Origin of the sequence: Pseudomonas sp. GL-B-19 (assembly GCF_019956415.1) — a bacterium.
In the GTDB taxonomy this organism is placed as follows: Bacteria; Pseudomonadota; Gammaproteobacteria; order Pseudomonadales; family Pseudomonadaceae; genus Aquipseudomonas.
In genome coordinates this window covers 52,802-73,423 of the sequence record NZ_JAHBDK010000015.1, presented here as the reverse complement: position 1 = coordinate 73,423, position 20,622 = coordinate 52,802, and the positions used below count along the sequence as shown (strand labels likewise).

The window sequence follows — 20,622 nt, the reverse complement described above, 5'->3', positions numbered from 1 at the left end:
CGGCTTCGACCCCGGGTCGCTGATTTGGCAGCGACGAGGTAAAGCCTATCGTTCAGGCGCTCGCGGCGCCAAGTCTACTCTGGCGACGCATGCTGTAGGAAATAGAGGCTTTGCTGGAAGGCTCGGTCTGTAGGAATTTCCTGTTTTTGCTTGAAGTGCACTGATGCAGCATCGCAGCCCTAGTTTTTCCTATAGGTTTTTCCGCTTTCAGGAACGAACTGCAGGTTTGCTACATGTTGATCGAATTTTCTGTTTCCAACTATCGCTCCTTCCGTGACAAGCAAACCCTGTCCATGGCTGCGACGCCGCGCTTGAGCAAAAAGCGCAATCTGTTCGCGCCGCCGGTAAATGGGGAAAAACTGCCGGATTTATTGAAGGTAGCGGCGATCTACGGGCCGAATGCATCTGGTAAATCTTCGCTCATTCGGGCGATGGGAATCATCGGACAGTTGCTCACAGCATTACCGTCTGCAAATGATGAACCGCTACCGGTTTCGCCCTTTCGTTTCGACCCGCAACTCCAACATGAACCCAGTTGTTTTGAGTACAACTTCATTCAACGCGGGCTCCGATATCGGTTTGTTCTGCACCTGACGGCTCAGCGGATTATCGAGGAACAACTGGTTTCATACCCCAAAGGCAAGGAAACGCTGCTGTATCAGCGTTGTTTTGCGGAGGAGGGTGAGCAGTATGTTTTTGGAGCAAACCTTGAGGGTGGTAAAGAGGTCCACAATGCGTGGCGGCGTCTGACGAACCCAAAAACGTTGTTTATTTCGCAGGCGATAGCGAACAGTAGCGAAGAGCTGACCCAGTTACGGGGGCCGTTTAGCTGGTTTCAAACCGGTTTACTCGTGATCGAGCAGAACAACTTCATGGGGCTGTCAGCAGCGTCCATCAGATTTCTGAAGATCGCCTCGGATCACACCGGCAATTTGCGAGATTTTCTAAAGGAAGTGGATATCCCGGTGTCAGCTATCCACCTCAACACCGAAGACGCAGAATCTGTTCAACCTGCAAAAAAACTCACGCTTAAAGAGTTCTTTGCGGCAGCCCAAAAAGACAAAGTCACCCTGACGCATACGAGCCTTTTAGGAAAAGCCGAATTCGATTTTTCAGAGGAGTCCGGCGGTACAAAAAACCTGATCGGATTCTGGCTGCCCTGGTTCATGATCAATCACGCCGATGGGAGCGGGATTCTTTGTGTCGATGAGTTGGACAGCAGCCTTCACCCTTCAATAGTTGATGACCTGATTGAGAAACACTTGAACAGTGGGCTGGATACCCAACTGATCTTTACCACCCATGACACTCATCTAATGAACGCCAAAGCACTTCGGCGCGACCAGTTCTGGATCACCGAACGCGATGCTAACGGTGCAACCTGTCTTTTTTCGGTTCACGATTTTGAAGGACGAGAAGGGGAGGATGTCGAGAAACGCTACTTTGAAGGCCGTTATCGCGGGTTACCGTTGATAAGGCGGGGTTGATCATGGCGCGTTCGATACGGCTGTTTGATCGAAAGGCACCCCGGTTCAAGCCTCAACCCAAAGTGCTGATTCTCTGTGAAGACAGCAAGTCAGGAAAACGATATTTGGAAGAGGCCGCATTTCATTTTCGCGCCAATGCTCTAGTGGAAATTGCCCACTGCGGCATCACACACCCGAGTGGCATTGTAAAAACAGCCATCGCCCGTCAGAAAGGATTCGACAAGGTGTTTTGCGCCTTGGATCGCGATACGCATTTGTGTTTTGAACGAGCAATCAATCTGGCGAGGCCGCATCCGAAAATCAAAGTCATTGCTTCATATCCCTGCTTTGAGTTTTGGCTTCTTCTGCATTTCGGGTTCAATCGAAAGCCTTTCCGTGCGGTCGGCAAGCGCTCTCCAGGCGACTTGGTAGCCAAGAGCCTCAGAGAAAAGCCCAACATGGATAAGTATGAGAAGGGCGAAGACATCAACTATTTCGCCAAACTCTTGGGGGAGCCATTTCAAAGGGCAAGAGCTTTAGCGCCAAAGATTATCGAGGATGTCGCCATTAGCGGCGAAGCCAACCCGAGCACTGAAATCCATCTACTGATGGACGAGTTTGAAAGGCTCTCCAAACCTCAACCGATTTAACACCACCAACCCAGCCCGCATCGCTGCGGGCTGAGAAAGTATCTTTACCGACTAACCTTCCACGCATCCCCCGCAGGCGCCATGCCATGGTCATACGGCTTGGCAATCCACATGTACAACAACCCCAAGCCAATCACGATCGCAGTGCTCAACACCATGGCGTAGTTGATGTACCACGCCGCATCCGGCGTGCGCGGCCATGCCATGTTGATAATCGCGCCGACGCCGTAGACCAGCGCGCCGATGTTCACCAGCCAGCCCCACGCACCGAGGGTGAATTTGCCGCTTGGTTTCCAGCCTTTCATCCGGGCATAAAGTGCTCCGAGGACGATCATCTGGAAGGCCAGGTAGATGCCGATCGCCGCGAAGCTGACGATGGTTGCGACGGCGTCTTGCAGGAAGAAGCCGAGGATGATGATCAGCGCCGGCAGGACACCGGACACGAACAGCGCCGCCACCGGCACCTGAGTAGCAGGCGAGATCTTTTTCAGCAGTGAACTGCCAATGACCATTTCGTCACGCGCGTAGGAATACAGTAGGCGACTCGCCGCCGCTTGCAGGCTGATGACGCAGGAGATGAAGGAAATCATCACCACGCCCATCACCACTTTCGAACCGACCGGGCCGAAGGCGTTGTTGAGGATGGTGGTGACCGGGTCCTTGTCAGTGCCGTTGATGACAGCTTGCATATCCGGCACAGCGAGGATCAGCGCCAGGCAAGCGAACATTGCCGCGATGCCGCCGATGTAGATGGTCATGCGCATGGCCACCGGGATTTTCTTGCTGGGGTTCGGGGTTTCCTCGGCCACATCGCCACAGGCCTCGAAGCCGTAGTACAGGAACATCCCCGCCAGCGAAGCCGTGAGGAAGGCTGGCAAGTATGAGCCGTCGACGCTGATGTCGAAGGTGTTGAACAACACGCTGAGCGGTTGATGACGCTCGAAGACCAGCAGGTAAACGCCGACGATCACCGCGCCGACCAGTTCACACAGAAAGCCGAACATGGCGATGCGCGCGAGCACCTTGGTGCCGCTGAGGTTGACCAGGGTGGCGAACAGCGTCAGGAACAGAGCGATGATGATGTTGGTGTTGTTGCTCGGTTCGAAGCCCATCATGGCCGCCAGGTACGGACCGGCACCCACTGCAACGGCGGCGATGGTCACGCACAGGGCGATGGAGTAGATCCAGCCGACCATCCACGCCCAGCGTTTGCCCACCAAGCGGCGAGCCCATGGGTAGACGCCACCGGAAATCGGGAACTGCGAAACCACTTCACCGAAGATCAGGCACACCAGCAACTGGCCACAACCGACCAGTAAATAAGCCCAGAACATCGGTGGCCCGCCAGCGGCGAGGCACAGGCCGAAGAGGGTATAAACCCCTACAACCGGGGAGAGATAGGTGAAGCCCAGGGCGAAGTTTTCCCACAGGCTCATGCTGCGATTGAAGTTCGACGTGTAACCCAGCTTGCGTAACTGCTCGGTGTCGCTGTCGGCGACGGCTACAGCGAGTTCAGGTGTTGTTTCCATGGTGTGTCAGCTCCGGAAAATCGGCAGATTTCGGATGTCCGAAACCGTGGCAGGGCCGTGAGGCGCTGCCCGGATCGGTGGTTATTGTTTTGACTTCTTTGGGGTGGAACCTGGGTGGTGCCTGGTGCCGGTTTCTTCCTTGATGTAGCGGTGAGGCCATCGCGGGCAAGCCCGGCTCCTACAAGTTCAGCGCAATCCGTGTAGGAGCTGGGTTGCCAGCGAAGCTTTTAATGCTTGAACATCACATGCCGGACGACGGTGTAGTCCTCCAGCCCGTACATCGACATGTCTTTGCCATAACCGGACAGTTTCTGGCCGCCATGCGGCATTTCGCTGACGAGCATGAAGTGCGTGTTCACCCACGTGCAGCCGTAATGCAGCCGCGCCGACAGGCGATGCGCGCGACCGACGTCCGAGGTCCAGATCGACGACGCCAGCCCATAGTCCGAATCGTTGGCCCAGCCCAGCACCTGCGCTTCATCGGTGAACTTCGTGACGGAAACCACCGGCCCGAACACCTCACGGCGAACGATTTCGTCATCTTGCTGAGCATCGGCCAATACGGTCGGCTCGAAGAAGTAACCATTGCCGTCCACGGCCTTGCCACCGGTGATCAAGCGAATGTGCGGTTGCGCGATGGCGCGCTCGACAAAACCGGCCACACGGTCGCGGTGTTGCGCGGTGATCAGCGGCCCCAGTTCGGTCGACGGATCATCCTGCACGCCATACTTGATGCTGCTGACCGCCTCGCCGAGCTTCTCGACGAATTTTTCGTAGATGCCGGCCTGCGCATAGATGCGGCACGCGGCGGTACAATCCTGGCCTGCGTTGTAGAAACCGAAGGTGCGGATGCCTTCCACGGCTGCATCGATGTCGGCGTCGTCGAAGATGATCACCGGGGCTTTGCCGCCCAGTTCCATGTGCATGCGTTTGACGCTTTCGGCGGTGCTGGAAATGATGTTGGAACCGGTGGCAATCGAGCCGGTCAGCGACACCATGCGTACTTTCGGGTGGTTCACCAGCGGGCTGCCCACGCTAGGACCACGGCCAAACACCAGGTTGAGTACACCAGCCGGGAAGATGTCCGACGCCAGTTCAGCCAGGCGCAGGGCGGTCAGCGGGGTTTGTTCCGACGGCTTGAGCACCACGGTATTACCGGCGGCCAGGGCCGGGGCGATTTTCCAGGCGACCATCATCAGCGGGTAGTTCCACGGTGCGATGGAGGCAATCACTCCGACCGGGTCGCGGCGGATCATCGAGGTGTGGCCCGGCAGGTACTCGCCACCGGCTGAGCCACTCATGCAACGGCTGGCACCAGCGAAGAAACGGAACACGTCGGCAATCGCCGGGATCTCGTCGTTCAGCGCGGCGCTGTAGGGTTTGCCGCAGTTGTCCGATTCCAGTTTCGCCAGCTCTTCGCCATGGGTTTCGATCGCGTCGGCGAGTTTTAGCAGCAGCAGCGAGCGTTCTTTCGGCGGGGTTTGCGACCAGCCTTCAAAGGCACTGTCGGCAGCACGGACGGCAGCATCGACCTGGGCTTCGCTGGCTTCGTTGATTTCCACCAACACGCTACCGAGGGCCGGGTTGAACACAGGTTGGGCGGGGCCTTCGCCGTCAATCAGTTGGCCGTTGATCAAGAGTTTGGTTTGCATGGCATTTGTCCTCTTCGGAACTGTTGTTTGTTCTCTGTGGAAACCGGTTCCTTGTAGGATCTGGCTTGCCAGCGAAGGGGGCATCATATTCAACAACGATGTTGGCTGATCCACCGCATTCGCTGGCAAGCCAGCTCCTACACAAGCCCATTTCCACAGTAAGAAAGGGTTGTCAGTTACTTACCGCCACTGCCCGCAACACTCTCGCCACCCCGGGTCAGGTAATAGGCACCGAGGATCGGCAGCATGGTCACGATCATTACCAGCATCGCGACGACGTTGGTCACCGGCACGTCCCGTGGGCGGCTGAGTTGGTTGAGCAGCCACAGCGGCAAGGTGCGTTCATGGCCGGCGGTGAAAGTGGTGACGATGATTTCGTCGAACGACAGCGCAAACGCGAGCATGCCGCCGGCCAGCAACGCCGAGCCAAGGTTCGGCAGGATGATGTATCGGAAGGTCTGCCAGCCATCGGCGCCAAGGTCCATCGAAGCTTCGATCAAACTGTGCGAAGTACGACGCAAACGGGCGATGACGTTGTTGTAGACGATCACCACGCAGAAGGTCGCGTGACCGACGATGATGGTGAACATCCCCGGCTCGACCCCCAATGTCTTGAAGGTCGCCAGCAATGCGATCCCGGTGATGATCCCCGGCAACGCAATCGGCAGGATCAGCATCAGCGAGATGCCTTGCTTGCCGAAGAAATCCCGGCGGTACAACGCCGCCGAGGCGAGCGTGCCAAGGACCATGGCAATCAAGGTCGCGACGGAGGCGATCTGCAGCGAGAGCTTGATCGCTTCCAGCACGTCCGGCCGCGAGAACGCCACGCCGATCCACTTCAGGGTGAAACCCTTGGGTGGAAAGCTGAACGCTGCGTCTTCGGTGTTGAAGGCGTACAGGAAGATGATCAGGATCGGGAAGTGCAGAAACACCAACCCGCCCCAGGCCGCTATTTTTAGCCCTAATGAAGCCTTTTCAGAGTGCATCGAAGGCCCCCAGTCGTTTAACGATAGTCAGGTAAATGGCGATCAACACAATCGGCACCAGCGTGAACGCGGCGGCCATCGGCATGTTGCCGATCGCACCTTGCTGGGCGTACACCATGCTGCCAACGAAGTAGCCCGGCGGGCCCACCAGTTGCGGCACGATGAAGTCGCCCAGGGTCAGCGAAAAGGTGAAGATCGAACCGGCGGCAATGCCCGGAATCGACAACGGCAGAATCACCTGCATGAAAGTCTGGTGCGGTTTGGCACCCAGGTCGGCCGATGCCTGCAACAGGGACGGCGGGAGACGTTCCAGCGATGCCTGAATCGGCAGGATCATGAACGGCAGCCAGATGTAGACGAACACCATGAAGCGCCCCAGGTGCGAGGTCGACAAGGTGCTGCCGCCCACGCCCGGAATGCCCAGCACGAACTGCAACACCGGCTCCAGTCCCAAGTGCTGAACGAACCACTGCGCGACGCCGCCCTTGGCCAACAGCAAGGTCCAGGCATACGCCTTGACGATGTAACTGGCCCACATCGGCATCATCACGGCGATGTAGAAAAACGCCTTGGTCTTGCCGGTGGTGTAGCGCGCCATGTAGTAGGCAATCGGGAACGCGACGATGGCACTGGCGATGGAGACGACCACAGCCATGCTCAAGGTGCGCAGGATGATGTCGAAGTTCGACGGCTGGAACAGCGCGGTAAAGTTCGCCAGGGTCAGGTCAGGCGTGACCGCCATGGTGAAGTCATCGAAGGTGTAAAAACCTTGCCACAACAGAACCAACAACGAGCCAAGATAGATCGCGCCGAACCACAGCAGCGGCGGCACCAGCAGCATCGACAGGTACAGGTTGGGCCGGCGATACAGCAGATTGGAAAACCTGCGCAATGGCGAACCGCTGGCTGGAGTTTGAGGGATAGCCGCGGTGTTCATCTCACACCCCGCCGGCAACAGTGTCGTGCAACGGGATCATCGCTTCCCGTGCCCAGCGTGCGCTGATGCGTTGCCCGGTCTGGTGCTGGGCGCTGGTGTCCAGCCATTGATTGTTGGCCTGGCTGATGTTCAGGGTCTGGCCGTTTTCCAGTTTCATCTCGTATCGAGTAGCGCTGCCCTGGTACTGGATGTCGTGCAGTAAACCGCTGACTTCGATCTCGTGGCTGGCCAGCGGTCCTTCGGCGAATCGCACATGTTCCGGGCGAATCGAAAACGGTTGCGGGTTGCCGCTCAACTGCTTCGCCAGATCGCCGCGAATCACATTGGAGGTGCCGACGAATTCCGCGACAAAGGTCGTCGCCGGTTTCATGTAGAGGTTACGCGGCGTGTCGACCTGCTCGATGCGCCCCTTGTTGAACACGGCCACGCGATCCGACATCGACAGTGCTTCGGTCTGGTCGTGGGTGACGAAGATGAAAGTGATGCCGAGCTGGCGTTGCAGTTTCTTCAGCTCGCTCTGCATTTGTTCGCGCAGTTTCAGGTCGAGGGCGCCCAACGGTTCGTCGAGCAGCAACACGCGCGGGCGGTTGACCAGTGCGCGGGCCAGGGCCACACGCTGACGTTGACCGCCGGACAGTTGCACCGGTTTGCGCTCGCCATAACCGCCGAGGGCGACCATGTCGAGGGCTTCTTCGGCGCGTTTCTGGCGCTCGGCTTTACCGACGCCTTTGACCTTCAAACTGTAAGCGACGTTGTCGAGTACGTTCATGTGTGGGAACAGGGCGTAATCCTGAAACACGGTATTGACGTCACGCTCATACGGCGGCAGCCCGGCGGCTTCCTCGCCATGAATTCGGATGGAGCCTGCGCTCGGTTGTTCGAAACCGGCGATCAGGCGCAAACAGGTGGTTTTGCCCGAGCCGGAAGGGCCCAGCATGGAGAAAAACTCGCCGTCCTGGATGTCGATGGAAACCCGGTCTACGGCTTTCACTTCGCCGAAAAGACGGGAAACGTTGGTGAACTGGACTGCAAGCGTCATGGTGCGGAACTCCGAAAATCTGAATCTTTAAAAGCATCGCGAGCAGGCTCGCTCCCACATTGGTATGCGATCAATTGTGGGAGCGAGCCTGCTCGCGAAGAGGGCTTAGCGGCCGCCCATAATCGCGATGTAATCCTGGGTCCAGCGGCTGTACGGCACGAACTTGCCGCCTTCAGCCTGCGGGGTTTTCCAGAAGGCGATCTTCTCGAACTGGTCGAAACCATTGGTCTTGCAGCCTTCCGCACCGAGCAATTCGCTGCCGGTGCACGCCGCCGGCACCGCTGGCAACGAACCAAACCACGCGGCTACGTCTCCCTGGACTTTCGGTTGCAGCGACCAGTTCATCCACTTGTAAGCGCAGTTCGGGTGTTTGGCCTCGGCGTGCATCATGGTGGTGTCGGCCCAACCGGTGGCGCCTTCTTTCGGGATGGTCGAAGCGATCGGCTGCTTCTCGTTCATCAGGCCATTGACCTGATACGGCCAGGCGCTGGACGCGACCACGCCTTCGTTTTTGAAGTCGCTCATCTGCACCGTGGTGTCGTGCCAGTAGCGGTGGATCAACGGTTGCTGGGCGCGCAACAGATCGAGCACGGCTTTGTACTGGGTTTCGGTCAGTTCATACGGGTTCTGAATGCCCAATTCCGGTTTGGTGGTCTTCAGATACAGCGCCGCATCGGCGATGTAGATCGGGCCGTCATAAGCCTGAACACGGCCCTTGTTGGCCTTGCCGTCCGGTAGGTTCTGCGCATCGAACACCACGCCCCAACTGGTCGGGGCTGTCTTGAACACGTTGGTGTTGTACATCAACACGTTCGGGCCCCACTGATACGGGGTGCCATAGGTTTGTTTATTGACGGTGTACCACGGGCCATCCTTGAGACGGGGATCGATATTCTTCCAGTTCGGGATCAATGCCGTGTTGATCGGCTGTACACGCTTGCCCACGATCAACCGCAGCGAGGCATCGCCCGACGCGGTCACCAGGTCGTAACCGCCCTTGGCCATCAAGCTGACCATTTCATCGGAGGTGGCGGCAGTTTTTACATTGACCTTGCAGCCGGTTTCCTTCTCGAAACCGGTCACCCAGTCGTAGGCCTTGTCGCTTTCGCCACGTTCGATGTAACCCGGCCAGGCCACGATATCCAGCTGACCTTCGCCAGCACCGACCGCTTTCAGCGGTTCGGCGGCCTGGACACTGGCACTCGCCAGCAGCGCGGTAGTGATTGCACTGAGCAGTGCGGTCTTGTGCACGAACATGGGAATTCCCTCTTCTTTAATTATGGTCGGGGCAGTTGTGAACGCGGTGAAGCATGCCGTTAGCGGCTAGTTATTAGCGTAGTCAGAGATGCTGTCCGTGGCGCGCCATGATGTGCCGCACCACGCTGTAGTCCTGGAGCGAATCGCTGGATAAGTCTTTGCCGTAGCCCGAACGCTTCAGGCCACCATGGGGCATTTCGCTGACCAGCATGAAATGGCTGTTGATCCAGGTGCAGCCGTACTGCAAGCGCGCCGCGACCTGCATCGCCTTGTCCAGATTCTGGGTCCAGACCGAGGAGGCGAGGCCGTATTCGGAGTCGTTGGCCCAGTCCACCGCTTGTTCGAGTTCGTCGAAACGGGTCACGGTGACTACCGGCCCGAACACTTCGCGCTGAACGATCTCATCGCTCTGCTTGCAACCGGCCAGCAACGTCGGTTGGTAATAGAAGCCGGCGCCGGAGTGCACTGCCGCGCCGGTCACCCGTTCAATGTGCGGCTGACCGAGGGCGCGTTCGACGAAACTGGCTACGCGGTCGCGCTGGCGAGTGCTGATCAGCGGCCCGATTTCGTTGTCGGCATCGCGTTTGCCAGCGAAGCGCAGGCTGCTGACCGCCGCGCCGAGTTCGGCCACCAAACGGTCATGAATCCCGGTCTGCGCATAAATCCGGCAGGCGGCGGTGCAATCCTGACCGGCATTGTAGTAACCGTAAGTGCGTACACCTTCGACCACCGCTTGAATGTCCGCATCGTTGCAAACGATTACCGGCGCTTTACCGCCAAGTTCGAGGTGCGTGCGTTTCAACGTTTTGGCGGCGGCCTGGAGGATTTTTTGCCCGGTGACGATATCCCCGGTCAAGGACACCATGCGCACTTTAGGATGACTGACCAAATGGCTGCCGACGCCCTCACCGCCACCGCAAACAATGTTGATCACGCCGCGCGGCAGGATCTCGGTCAGCGCAGGCGCCAGGGCCAGGATCGACAGCGGCGTGTGTTCGGATGGCTTGAACACCAGCGTATTGCCGGCGGCGAGGGCCGGGGCGATTTTCCACGCGGCCATCATGATCGGGTAATTCCACGGCGCGATGGACGCGACAACCCCGATAGGATCGCGACGCACCATGCTGGTGTAGCCCGGCAGGTACTCGCCGCTGAGCTGTCCGGTCTGGCAACGCACGGCGCCCGCGAAGAAGCGGAACACATCGACCGTCGCGCTCAAATCGTCCTGGCGGGCCAGGTGCAACGGCTTGCCGCAGTTCAGGGATTCAAGACGGGCGAGGAGGTCGGCTTGTTTTTCGATAGCGTTGGCGATGTCCAGCAGCAGGTTTGAACGTTGCTGCGGTGTGGTCCGCGACCAACCGGTGAAGGCGCGGTGGGCGGCGAGGATGGCGGCTTCGACTTGCTCGGTGCTGGCTTCGGCGATGTGCGTCAGCACTTCCCCGGTGGCGGGGTTGAGGATCGGTTCGACAAAACCTTGGCCTGCGACCAATTCGCCATCGATCAACAACGCGGTAAACAACGGGGTCTGCGCGCCAGCCATTTTGCGGGTTCTCTTTTCTTGTGTGGCCATGCTGCTCCCAGTGACTGGGGCCCGGCCGTCTTATATAGATGCATCAAGACTAGTGCGCAGACCCGAGGTCGACAAATTCTAAATACTGAAGGTGGCGTTCGATTAAATAGATGGCTTGCGCCCGCCGTGAGGTTGCTCGCGGGCGACGGTCAGGAACGGGTCCACCAGCGGCGGGCGCGCGGTGCCACGGCGCCAGGCCAGGCCGACGTCGAGGGTCTGGCTCAGGTCGGCAATCGGCCGTGCTTCGATGATGTCGCCCTCCAGTGACCACGGGCGATAGGTCATGTCGGGCTGGATCGACACGCCCAAACCGGCGGCCACCAGGCTTCGCACCGCCTCCGTTGAGGCGGTTCTGAGGGTGATGCGCGGTTGCAGGGACGCCGCGGACCACATGCGCTGGGCATTACGGTCCATTTCATCGACGTTCAATTGAATCAGCGGTTCTCGCGCCACGTCGGCAAGGTTGATGCTGTCGTGTTCCAGCAGCGGGTGCTGGGCCGGCAGCCACAAGCGATGGGGCGAATGCGTCAGGACTTCGGTTTGCAGGGCGTGACGATCTTCCAGGTTGGACAGGATCAGAACGCCGACATCGATCTCGCCACTGACCAGCAAATGCTCGATGTACGGTCGCTCATCCTCCATCACCCGGATCTCTACATTGGGGTAAGCGCGCTGAAAGCGGGTAAGCAGATCGGCGAGGTAGTAACCGGCGACCAGGCTGGTCACACCGATGATCAACTGGCCGGCCACCTGATCGGTGCTCTGTTGCAGGCTGCGTTTGGCGTTGTCCACCGTGGCCAGGATCAAGTGCGCCTGGCGCAGGAATTGATGACCCTGGTGGGTCAGCGTCATGCCCTTGGCGTGACGATTGAACAGGCCGACGCCGATTTCTTGCTCCAGTTGCTGGATGGCCAGGGTCAGTGTCGATTGGGAAATGAATGCGGTTTGTGCGGCGGCGGAGATCGAGCCGGTCTCGGCCACGGCAATGAAGTGACGAATCTGACGCAGGGTCATCATGGGAAAGTACCCGGTGGGCTGTTTTTATAGATTCGCTTGAGTGTATATCGTTTTAATCGATGGGCTCCTGAGCGTTACAAGAGATGAGCAACATCTGGAAGCACTCTCGCAGGGAGAAGCCGGGCACTTTCGATCTAGGCTGGTGGCCGGTTAACCCTTGGTGGAGGCGGCAAAATGAATACCCGTGGTTTGCTCGATCAACTGCTCAAGTCCGGTCAGGATCTGCTGAAGAACAAAGCCGGTGGTCATCAGAACAAGGCGTCCAGCGGTGGCTTGGGTGGTTTGCTCTCGGGCGCGAGCGGCGGTGCGTTGGCGGCGGGCGCCATGGGCCTGTTGCTCGGTAGCAAAAAGGCCCGCAACGTCGGCGGCAAAGTCGCCCTCTACGGCGGCCTTGCGGCATTGGGAGTGGTTGCCTACAAAGCCTATGGCAACTGGCAGACGCAGCAGGGCGCTGCGCCGCTTTCTAACACAAGAAGTGAACCACAAACCCTCGACCGCTTACCCCCGGCGCAAGTCGAACTGCACAGCCAGGCAATACTCAAAGCGTTGATCGCGGCGGCAAAAGCCGATGGCCACATAGATGAGCGTGAGCGTTCGTTGATCGAAGGTGAGTTCACCAAGCTCGACAACGATCAGGCGTTGCAGCACTGGCTACATACCGAACTCAACAAGCCACTTGACCCGACGGAGGTTGCCCGCGCTGCCAGCACGCCGGAAATGGCCGCCGAGATGTACATCGCCAGTGTAATGCTGGTGGATGAGCAGAACTTCATGGAGAGGTCCTACCTCGATGAACTGGCGCGGCAGTTGAGGCTGGAGCCGGGGTTGAAGGCAGAGTTGGAGAAGCAGGTGCATCAGGCTTCTATGTAGGCCTATCCAGAGCAAATCTAATGTGGGGGGCGAGTTGTCCAAACGGACGCGATCCAAGGTGGGAGCGAGCCTGCTCGCGATGGCATTTTCAGCAACACCACAGATCTCATTGCCAATCCACGGTTCGCTTCTTCCGATTCACCACTGGCAATAGTCTTAAAAATGAAACACTGCCCTCGGCTATACTCCCCAGCATTTGAGCCATCCCGAGGACTGACTGTGAAGAATTGGACGTTGCGCCAACGCATCTTGGCGAGTTTTGCGGTAATCATCGCCATCATGTTGTTGATGGTCGTCGTCTCGTATTCGCGGCTGTTGAAGATTGAGACAAGCGAAGCCAGTGTTCGCGAAGATGCGCTTCCCGGGCTGTATTACAGTTCGATGGTTCGCGGTGCATGGTCCGACAGTTATCTACGGATGCTGGACATGCTTGGCCTGGAGCAAGGGCAGGGCATCAGCGCTGAGGATGTCTCGGAGTTCAAGGGCTACGCCACGCGTCTGCAAGAGCAAATGGAGCTCTATCGCGAGACGGTCACAACCGATCAAGACAAAGTCGAGTACGCCGACTTCGAAAAACTTCATGAGGATTACCACCGGATCCTGTCAGCCGTGATCGAGTTGTACAAACGCAACCAGGGCGCCGAAGCGATCAAGATGTTCAAAGAAGAGCTGACCCCGACCTGGACGGCGGGTCGGATGAAACTCTCTGACATTTTGCGCCACAACAAAGCGGTGGCAGACCAGGACGTAGGCGCCATCGATGATGCCGTCGTCACCGCCAAATTAGTCATGGGCATTTCCTTGCTGATCGCCGTACTGGCTGCCGCGCTCTGCGGTCTATTGTTGATGCGCGCCATCATGGCGCCGATGAACCGTATCGTGAAAATCCTCGAAATCATGCGCACCGGCGATCTCAGCAGTCGACTGAATCTGGAGCGCAAGGACGAATTCAATGCTGTCGAAACCGGCTTCAACGACATGATGACCGAGCTGACCTCCCTGGTCTCCCAGGCCCAGCGCTCGTCGGTGCAGGTCACCACATCGGTCACCGAGATTGCCGCCACGTCCAAGCAACAACAAGCCACCGCCACCGAAACCGCTGCCACCACCACCGAAATCGGTGCGACGTCCCGCGAAATTGCCGCGACGTCCCGTGATCTGGTGCGCACCATGACTGAAGTCTCCACCGCCGCCGATCAGGCCTCGGTGCTGGCCGGTTCCGGGCAGCAAGGCCTGGCGCGCATGGAAGAAACCATGCATTCGGTGATGGGCGCGGCCGATCTGGTCAATGCCAAGCTGGCGATCCTCAACGAGAAGGCCGGTAACATCAATCAGGTGGTGGTGACCATCGTCAAAGTCGCCGACCAGACCAACCTGCTGTCATTGAACGCCGCCATCGAGGCCGAGAAGGCCGGTGAATACGGACGTGGTTTTGCCGTGGTTGCCACTGAAGTGCGGCGGCTGGCGGACCAGACCGCCGTGGCCACTTACGACATCGAGCAAATGGTGCGCGAGATTCAGTCGGCGGTATCCGCCGGGGTCATGGGCATGGACAAATTCTCCGAAGAAGTGCGCCGTGGCATGTCCGAAGTGCAGCAGGTCGGCGAACAGTTGTCACAGATCATCCACCAGGTTCAGGCGCTGGCGCCGCGGGTGTTGATGGTCAACGAAGGCATGCAGGCGCAAGCCACTGGTGCCGAACAGATCAACCACGCGCTGGTGCAATTGGGCGATGCCAGCAGCCAGACCGTCGAGTCGTTGCGCCAGGCCAGCTTCGCCATTGACGAGCTGAGCCAGGTGGCCGTCGGGCTGCGCAGCGGCGTTTCGCGATTCAAAGTCTGATGAACGAACTCGCGGCCAAACGCGGCGCCGTGGTGCCGGTCAAACAATCGTTGTATCTGGTGTTTCGCATCGGCAGCGAACGCTTTGCCTTGCAGGCCATTGAGGTGGCGGAAGTGCTGCCGCGTCTGCCGTTGAAGCCGATTGCCAAAGCGCCGCACTGGGTTGCCGGGGTATTTGCTTATCGTGGCGCGGTGGTGCCGGTGATCGACCTCAGTGCGCTGACCTTTGGGCAACCGGCCCAGGCCCGAACCAGCACGCGGCTGGTGCTGGTCAATTACCGCCCGGATGAAACGATCCCGACGCAATGGCTCGGGCTGATTCTGGAGCAGGCGACTGATACGTTGCGCTGCCACCCGGCGGAGTTTCAGCCGTACGGCCTCGACAATCGTCAGGCGCCGTACCTGGGGCCGGTGCGCGAAGATGTGCAGGGGCTGCTGCAATGGGTGCGGGTCGCCGATTTGCTCGATGAGCACGTTCGCGCGCTGTTGTTCCCGTCGCCGCCACTCGATCCGGCGCTGCTTGAGGAGCCGTCATGAGCAGCGATCAACGGTTTTTCGATTTCCTCAAGGAGCGCATCGGCCTCGACGTGACGTCGGTGGGACCTGCGATCATCGAGCGCGCGGTGCGCCAACGCAGCCTCGCGTCCAATGCACTGACGGCCGACGAGTATTGGCACACACTGCAACATTCGCAGGATGAGCAACAGGCGCTGATCGAAGCGGTGATCGTGCCCGAAACCTGGTTTTTCCGGTACCCGGAATCGTTCGCGACGCTGGCGAAACTGGCCACCAAACGCCTGGCCGAAATCAACAACATGCGCGCACTGCGGATTCTCAGCCTGCCGTGTTCTACCGGCGAGGAACCGTATTCCATCGCCATGGCCTTGCTCGATGCCGGCCTCAAGCTGCATCAATTCAAGGTGGACGGCATGGACGTCAGCCCGCTGTCGGTGGAAAAAGCCCGGCGTGCGCTGTACGGCAAAAACTCGTTTCGCGGTCAGGACATTGCGTTTCGCGAGCGGCATTTCAGCGTCGAAGATGAAGTCTATCGCCTCAGCGATCGCGTGCTTGAACAGGTGCGTTTGCAAGTCGGCAATCTGCTCGATCCGGCGTTGCTGGCCAGCGAGCCGCCGTATGATTTTGTGTTCTGTCGCAACCTGCTGATCTATTTTGATCAGCCGACCCAGCAGCAGGTGTTCGAGGTGCTCAAGCGCCTGACCCATGTCGACGGTGTGCTGTTTATCGGCCCGGCCGAGGGCAGTTTGCTGGGGCGTTTTGGCATGCGCTCGATTGGCATTGCGCAGTCGTTTGCGTTCAGCCGTCAGAGTGTGCCGGAGCCGGAACCGTTTCCAGTGTTCGTGCCGGCACCGCTGCCGGTGCGCCAACCGGCGCGCAGTGCGCCACCGCCACCCGTGCGCATTCGCCCATTCGCCACTGTTACGCGGCCACCCGACACGGCGAAAGCCTCGGACGCCACCGCGTTGCTGGCGAACATCGCCGTGCTGGCCAACGAAGGCAAAAGTGTTGAAGCCCGCGCCGCCTGCGAACAGTATTTGCGCAGCCACGAACCGGTCGCGCAGGTGTTTTACTGGCTGGGATTGCTCAGCGATGTCAGCGCAAACGCCTTTGAAGCCCAAGGTTTTTATCGCAAGGCGTTGTACCTTGAACCGCAACATCCCGACGCGTTGATGCACTTGGCAGCCTTGCTGCAATCCCAGGGTGATACGGCGGGTGCCAGACGATTGCAGGACCGCGCCGCCCGCAGCGAGCGCGCTGACAGTGAGCGTAAACGATGAACGCCTCCGACAGCTTTAGCGTCACCCACGAAGATGCCCAGGCCATCGACGATTGCTGGAACCGCATCGGTGTCCACGGCGACAAGTCCTGCCCGCTACTGGCCGAGCACATTCACTGCCGCAACTGCGCGGTGTACTCGGCTGCCGCCACGCGCTTGCTCGACCGTTATGCCTTGCAGCAGGAGGACCGCGTACAACACTCGGCAACGGTCGAAACGGAGGTAAAAACCCGTTCGCTGCTGATGTTTCGGCTCGGTGAAGAGTGGCTGGGGCTGGCCACTCGCAGCCTCGTGGAAGTGGCGCCGCTGCAAGCCATTCACTCCTTGCCGCATCAGCGCTCCCGAGCCTTGCTCGGCGTGGCGAATGTGCGCGGTGCGCTGGTCGCATGCCTGTCGCTGGTGGAGCTGCTTGGGCTCGACGCGACCAATAACGTGGCATCCAGCGCGCGGGTCATGCCGCGCATGCTGATCATCGCCGCCCACGGTGGGCCGGTGGTGGTGCCGGTGGACGAGGTCGACGGGATTCATGCCATCGACGAGCGGATTCTCGATGCCGCCTCACAATCCGGCACTCAGGCCAGCGGCAAATACACCCGAGGTGTGTTGCCCTTCAAAGGTCGCAGCTTGCGTTGGCTGGATGAAGAACAGCTGTTGTCCGCCGTGACCCGGAGCCTCACATGACCCCCGAGCAAATGCGCGACGCCTCGTTACTGGAGCTGTTCAGCCTCGAAGCCGAGGCCCAGACCCAAGTGTTAAGCGCAGGTCTGTTGGCACTGGAGCGCGACCCGACCCAGGCCGATCAACTCGAATCCTGCATGCGCGCGGCGCACTCGCTCAAGGGCGCGGCGCGGATCGTCGGTGTCGACGCCGGGGTCAGCGTTTCGCACGTGATGGAAGACTGCCTGGTCAGTGCACAGGAAGGGCGTTTGTACCTGCGACCCGAGCACATCGATGCGTTGTTGCAAGGCACCGACCTGTTGATGCGCATCGCCACGCCCAACAACAGCCTGACGCCGGCGGATATCGACAGCTATGTGGCGTTGATGGCGCAGTTGCTCGATCCGCTGGCGCCCGCCGCGCCGATCAGCATGCCCGTCATGCCCGAGCGTCAGCTAGAACAGCCTCGCGTCGAGCTGCCAGTCCCGGTCGTTGAGCTGCCTATCGCTGCGCCGGTCGAGCCTCCACGCCAGGCTAAACGCACCACCGAAAACGGTGAGCGCGTGCTGCGCGTGACGGCCGAGCGTTTGAACAGCCTGCTCGACCTGTCGAGCAAATCCCTGGTGGAAACCCAGCGTCTCAAACCGCACCTGGCGACCATGCAACGCCTCAAGCGCATGCAAAACAACGGTCTGCGGGCGCTGGAAAACCTCAACGTGCATCTCAAGGATCACGCCCTGAGTCTGGAAGCCCAGGAAGCGCTCGAAGATGCGCGGCGGTTGCTGGCGGAATCCCAGCAACTGCTGATCGAGAAAAACACCGAGCTGGATGAGTTCGCCTGGCAGGCCAGTCAACGGGCGCAGGTGTTGTACGACACCGCGCTGGCCTGTCGCATGCGGCCGTTTGCCGATGTATTGACCGGGCAGGTGCGCATGGTCCGCGATCTGGGCCGGGACCTGGGCAAACAGGTTCGGCTGGAAATCGAGGGCGAGAAAACCCAGGTCGACCGCGACGTCCTGGAAAAACTCGAAGCGCCGCTGACTCATTTACTGCGCAACGCCGTGGATCACGGCATCGAATCCCCTGAACAACGGCTGCTGGCCGGCAAACCGGCGCAAGGGCTGATTCGTCTGCGTGCCTCCCACCAGGCTGGTCTGCTGGTGTTGGAGTTGAGCGACGACGGCCAGGGCGTCGATCTGGAAAAGGTCCGCCGCAGCATCGTCGAGCGCCAGCTTTCCCCAGCGCACACCGCCGCTCAACTGAGCGAAGAAGAGCTGCTGACGTTTTTGTTTTTGCCGGGTTTCAGCCTGCGCGACAAGGTCACCGAAGTGTCCGGGCGCGGCGTGGGCCTGGATGCGGTTCAGCACATGGTCCGCGAATTGCGCGGTGCGGTGGTGCTGGAGCAGACGGCGGGCGAGGGCAGTCGTTTCCACCTCGAAGTGCCGCTGACGTTGTCGGTGGTCCGCAGCCTGGTGGTGGAAGTCGGTGACGAGGCTTATGCATTTCCGCTGGCCCACATCGAACGTATGTGCGACCTGGAGCCGGCAGACATTGTGCAAGTCGAAGGGCGTCAGCATTTCTGGCACGACGGTCGGCATGTCGGGCTGGTGGCGGCCAGTCAGCTGTTACAGCGCCCGGTCAGCCAGAGCAGTCAGCAAACCCTTAAAGTTGTGGTTATCCGTGAGCGCGATGCGATCTACGGCGTGGCGGTCGAGCGTTTTATCGGCGAGCGCACGTTAGTCGTATTGCCGCTGGACGAACGACTGGGCAAGGTGCAGGACATCTCCGCCGGGGCCTTGCTCGACGACGGCTCGGTGGTGCTGATCGTCGACGTCGAGGACATGCTGCGTTCTGTGGATAAACTGCTCAACACTGGACGCCTGGAGCGCATTGCCCGCCACAGCAATAAGGTGGTTGAAGCGGCACGTAAACGAATTCTGGTGGTTGACGACTCACTGACGGTTCGCGAGTTGCAACGCAAGCTACTGCTTAATCGCGGCTACGATGTGGCGGTGGCAGTCGACGGTATGGATGGCTGGAACGCCTTGCGTTCCGAGGATTTCGATCTGCTGATCACCGACATTGATATGCCGCGTATGGATGGCATCGAACTGGTGTCGTTGTTGCGCCGTGACATTCGCCTGCAATCACTGCCGGTGATGGTGGTGTCGTACAAGGATCGTGAAGAGGATCGTCGTCGTGGACTGGACGCCGGGGCCGACTATTATCTGGCCAAAGCCAGTTTTCATGACGATGCCCTGCTTGATGCAGTGGTTGAGCTCATCGGAGGAGCAAGTGCATGAAAATCGCAATCGTCAACGATATGCCCATGGCGGTAGAGGCTTTGCGCCGGGCCCTGGCGTTTGAGCCAGCGCACCAGGTCATCTGGGTCGCCGGCGATGGCAAGGAAGCGGTGCAAAAGTGTGCCGAACAGACGCCGGACCTGATCCTGATGGATTTGATCATGCCGGTGATGGACGGGGTCGAGGCCACCCGGCGGATCATGGCCGAAACGCCGTGTGCCATTGTCATTGTCACCGTCGATCGCCAACAGAACGTGCACCGGGTGTTCGAGGCCATGGGCCATGGCGCCCTGGATGTGGTCGATACCCCGGCGCTCGGTGCCGGCAATGCCCAGGAAGCGGCAGCGCCGTTGTTGCGCAAGATCCTGAACATTGGCTGGCTGATCGGCGAGCGGGGTAATCAGGAACGATCGGTGCCGAGCCCGCTGCGTCACTCTGCCTCGCGCCAACGCCTGATCGCCATTGGTTCATCCGCTGGCGGGCCGGCAGCGCTGGAAATTCTGCTCAAGGGCTTGCCGCGAGATTTTTCGGCCGCCATCGTGCTGGTGCAGCATGTGGATCAGGTGTTCGCCGCCGGCATGGCCGAATGGCTCGGCAGCGCCAGTGGCTTGAACGTGCGTCTGGCCCAGGAAGGCGAACCGCCTCAGGCCGGTACGGTGTTGCTGGCCGGCACCAACCACCATATTCGATTGTTGAAAAATGGCACGCTGGCCTACACCGCCGAACCGGTCAACGAAATCTACCGGCCTTCGATCGATGTGTTTTTCGAGAGTGTGGCCAATTACTGGAACGGTGATGCGGTAGGGGTCTTGTTGACGGGAATGGGGCGCGATGGCGCGCAGGGGCTTAAACTCATGCGCGAACAAGGCTACCTGACTATCGCTCAGGACCAGAAAAGCAGTGCGGTATACGGAATGCCCAAAGCGGCCGCGGCCATCGACGCAGCCATGGAAATTCGTCCGCTGGACAAGATAGCGCCACGATTGCTGGAGATATTTGCGAAGTGACCACCATTAGCAGCAACCCTGGCCCAAGTAGTACTTCAGGTGATCG

Annotated in this window: 17 protein-coding genes; 9 read left to right on the top strand and 8 right to left on the bottom strand. The window is 59.5% G+C overall.

The genetic code is table 11. The features are described 5' to 3' along the window. Positions 1-233: 233 nt before the first annotated feature. Together KGB06_RS03945 and KGB06_RS03940 are read left to right on the top strand one after the other, a co-directional pair. Positions 234-1,487 (top strand): AAA family ATPase, encoded by a 1,254-nt coding sequence (locus tag KGB06_RS03945; RefSeq protein WP_223511998.1) that lies wholly within the window; start codon positions 234-236, stop codon positions 1,485-1,487. A 2-nt stretch (positions 1,488-1,489) separates the two neighbouring features. Beyond that, positions 1,490-2,116, top strand: a complete 627-nt coding sequence (locus KGB06_RS03940; protein WP_223511997.1) for an RloB family protein — start codon at positions 1,490-1,492, stop codon at positions 2,114-2,116. 44 nt (positions 2,117-2,160) lie between these two features. Here the strand turns inward: KGB06_RS03940 and KGB06_RS03935 are convergent, their stop codons facing one another. The 8 genes from KGB06_RS03935 to KGB06_RS03900 form a co-directional block, all read right to left on the bottom strand. Further along, positions 2,161-3,645, bottom strand: a complete 1,485-nt coding sequence (locus KGB06_RS03935) for an APC family permease (protein ID WP_223511995.1) — start codon at positions 3,643-3,645, stop codon at positions 2,161-2,163. A 227-nt stretch (positions 3,646-3,872) separates the two neighbouring features. Beyond that, on the bottom strand, positions 3,873-5,297 hold the full coding sequence (locus KGB06_RS03930; protein WP_223511994.1) for a gamma-aminobutyraldehyde dehydrogenase: 1,425 nt from the start codon (positions 5,295-5,297) through the stop codon (positions 3,873-3,875). Positions 5,298-5,473: 176 nt separating this feature from the next. Then, positions 5,474-6,283, bottom strand: coding sequence for an ABC transporter permease (locus tag KGB06_RS03925; protein ID WP_223511993.1), 810 nt, complete (start codon positions 6,281-6,283; stop codon positions 5,474-5,476). Beyond that, complete coding sequence (locus tag KGB06_RS03920; protein ID WP_223511992.1) at positions 6,273-7,220, bottom strand: ABC transporter permease; 948 nt, start codon at positions 7,218-7,220, stop codon at positions 6,273-6,275. Before KGB06_RS03920 ends, KGB06_RS03925 begins: the two co-directional genes overlap by 11 nt. Position 7,221: 1 nt before the next feature. Further along, on the bottom strand, positions 7,222-8,259 hold the full coding sequence (locus tag KGB06_RS03915) for an ABC transporter ATP-binding protein (RefSeq protein ID WP_223511991.1): 1,038 nt from the start codon (positions 8,257-8,259) through the stop codon (positions 7,222-7,224). A gap of 105 nt (positions 8,260-8,364) precedes the next feature. Next, the gene (gene ydcS / locus KGB06_RS03910; protein ID WP_223511990.1) at positions 8,365-9,516 is read right to left on the bottom strand and encodes a putative ABC transporter substrate-binding protein YdcS; all 1,152 of its coding nucleotides are present in this window, start codon (positions 9,514-9,516) and stop codon (positions 8,365-8,367) included. Between the two features lie 82 nt (positions 9,517-9,598). Beyond that, complete coding sequence (locus tag KGB06_RS03905; protein ID WP_223511989.1) at positions 9,599-11,086, bottom strand: gamma-aminobutyraldehyde dehydrogenase; 1,488 nt, start codon at positions 11,084-11,086, stop codon at positions 9,599-9,601. A gap of 102 nt (positions 11,087-11,188) precedes the next feature. Further along, on the bottom strand, positions 11,189-12,103 hold the full coding sequence (locus KGB06_RS03900) for a LysR family transcriptional regulator (RefSeq protein WP_223511988.1): 915 nt from the start codon (positions 12,101-12,103) through the stop codon (positions 11,189-11,191). A gap of 174 nt (positions 12,104-12,277) precedes the next feature. Here KGB06_RS03900 and KGB06_RS03895 point away from each other — a divergent pair, with 174 nt between their 5' ends. From KGB06_RS03895 to KGB06_RS03865, 7 genes are all read left to right on the top strand, one after another. After that, entirely contained in the window at positions 12,278-12,973 is a 696-nt protein-coding gene (locus KGB06_RS03895) for a tellurite resistance TerB family protein (RefSeq protein WP_223511987.1), read from the top strand. Positions 12,974-13,192: 219 nt separating this feature from the next. After that, a complete protein-coding gene (locus KGB06_RS03890) occupies positions 13,193-14,815 on the top strand; it encodes a methyl-accepting chemotaxis protein (RefSeq protein ID WP_223511986.1) in 1,623 nt (540 codons plus the stop codon). Continuing rightward, positions 14,815-15,351: a chemotaxis protein CheW gene (locus KGB06_RS03885; RefSeq protein WP_223511985.1), complete on the top strand. Its 537-nt coding sequence runs from the start codon at positions 14,815-14,817 to the stop codon at positions 15,349-15,351. The genes KGB06_RS03890 and KGB06_RS03885 overlap by 1 nt, the downstream gene beginning before the upstream one ends. Beyond that, positions 15,348-16,610: a CheR family methyltransferase gene (locus KGB06_RS03880; RefSeq protein WP_223511983.1), complete on the top strand. Its 1,263-nt coding sequence runs from the start codon at positions 15,348-15,350 to the stop codon at positions 16,608-16,610. The genes KGB06_RS03885 and KGB06_RS03880 overlap by 4 nt, the downstream gene beginning before the upstream one ends. After that, the gene (locus tag KGB06_RS03875) at positions 16,607-17,290 is read left to right on the top strand and encodes a chemotaxis protein CheW (RefSeq protein WP_223511981.1); all 684 of its coding nucleotides are present in this window, start codon (positions 16,607-16,609) and stop codon (positions 17,288-17,290) included. Before KGB06_RS03880 ends, KGB06_RS03875 begins: the two co-directional genes overlap by 4 nt. Beyond that, positions 17,287-19,569, top strand: a complete 2,283-nt coding sequence (locus KGB06_RS03870; protein WP_223511980.1) for a hybrid sensor histidine kinase/response regulator — start codon at positions 17,287-17,289, stop codon at positions 19,567-19,569. Before KGB06_RS03875 ends, KGB06_RS03870 begins: the two co-directional genes overlap by 4 nt. Next, positions 19,566-20,576, top strand: coding sequence for a chemotaxis response regulator protein-glutamate methylesterase (locus KGB06_RS03865; RefSeq protein WP_223511979.1), 1,011 nt, complete (start codon positions 19,566-19,568; stop codon positions 20,574-20,576). Before KGB06_RS03870 ends, KGB06_RS03865 begins: the two co-directional genes overlap by 4 nt. Positions 20,577-20,622 lie beyond the last annotated feature (46 nt).

Excerpts from the sequence above, each read along its gene's own strand:
- KGB06_RS03945 (WP_223511998.1), top strand. The coding sequence starts at position 234 with ATGTTGATCGAATTTTCTGTTTCCAACTATCGCTCCTTCCGTGACAAG.
- KGB06_RS03940 (WP_223511997.1), top strand. The coding sequence starts at position 1,490 with ATGGCGCGTTCGATACGGCTGTTTGATCGAAAGGCACCCCGGTTCAAG.
- KGB06_RS03935 (WP_223511995.1), bottom strand. The coding sequence starts at position 3,645 with ATGGAAACAACACCTGAACTCGCTGTAGCCGTCGCCGACAGCGACACC.
- KGB06_RS03930 (WP_223511994.1), bottom strand. The coding sequence starts at position 5,297 with ATGCAAACCAAACTCTTGATCAACGGCCAACTGATTGACGGCGAAGGC.
- KGB06_RS03925 (WP_223511993.1), bottom strand. The coding sequence starts at position 6,283 with ATGCACTCTGAAAAGGCTTCATTAGGGCTAAAAATAGCGGCCTGGGGC.
- KGB06_RS03920 (WP_223511992.1), bottom strand. The coding sequence starts at position 7,220 with ATGAACACCGCGGCTATCCCTCAAACTCCAGCCAGCGGTTCGCCATTG.
- KGB06_RS03915 (WP_223511991.1), bottom strand. The coding sequence starts at position 8,259 with ATGACGCTTGCAGTCCAGTTCACCAACGTTTCCCGTCTTTTCGGCGAA.
- ydcS (WP_223511990.1), bottom strand. The coding sequence starts at position 9,516 with ATGTTCGTGCACAAGACCGCACTGCTCAGTGCAATCACTACCGCGCTG.
- KGB06_RS03905 (WP_223511989.1), bottom strand. The coding sequence starts at position 11,086 with ATGGCCACACAAGAAAAGAGAACCCGCAAAATGGCTGGCGCGCAGACC.
- KGB06_RS03900 (WP_223511988.1), bottom strand. The coding sequence starts at position 12,103 with ATGATGACCCTGCGTCAGATTCGTCACTTCATTGCCGTGGCCGAGACC.
- KGB06_RS03895 (WP_223511987.1), top strand. The coding sequence starts at position 12,278 with ATGAATACCCGTGGTTTGCTCGATCAACTGCTCAAGTCCGGTCAGGAT.
- KGB06_RS03885 (WP_223511985.1), top strand. The coding sequence starts at position 14,815 with ATGAACGAACTCGCGGCCAAACGCGGCGCCGTGGTGCCGGTCAAACAA.
- KGB06_RS03880 (WP_223511983.1), top strand. The coding sequence starts at position 15,348 with ATGAGCAGCGATCAACGGTTTTTCGATTTCCTCAAGGAGCGCATCGGC.
- KGB06_RS03875 (WP_223511981.1), top strand. The coding sequence starts at position 16,607 with ATGAACGCCTCCGACAGCTTTAGCGTCACCCACGAAGATGCCCAGGCC.
- KGB06_RS03870 (WP_223511980.1), top strand. The coding sequence starts at position 17,287 with ATGACCCCCGAGCAAATGCGCGACGCCTCGTTACTGGAGCTGTTCAGC.
- KGB06_RS03865 (WP_223511979.1), top strand. The coding sequence starts at position 19,566 with ATGAAAATCGCAATCGTCAACGATATGCCCATGGCGGTAGAGGCTTTG.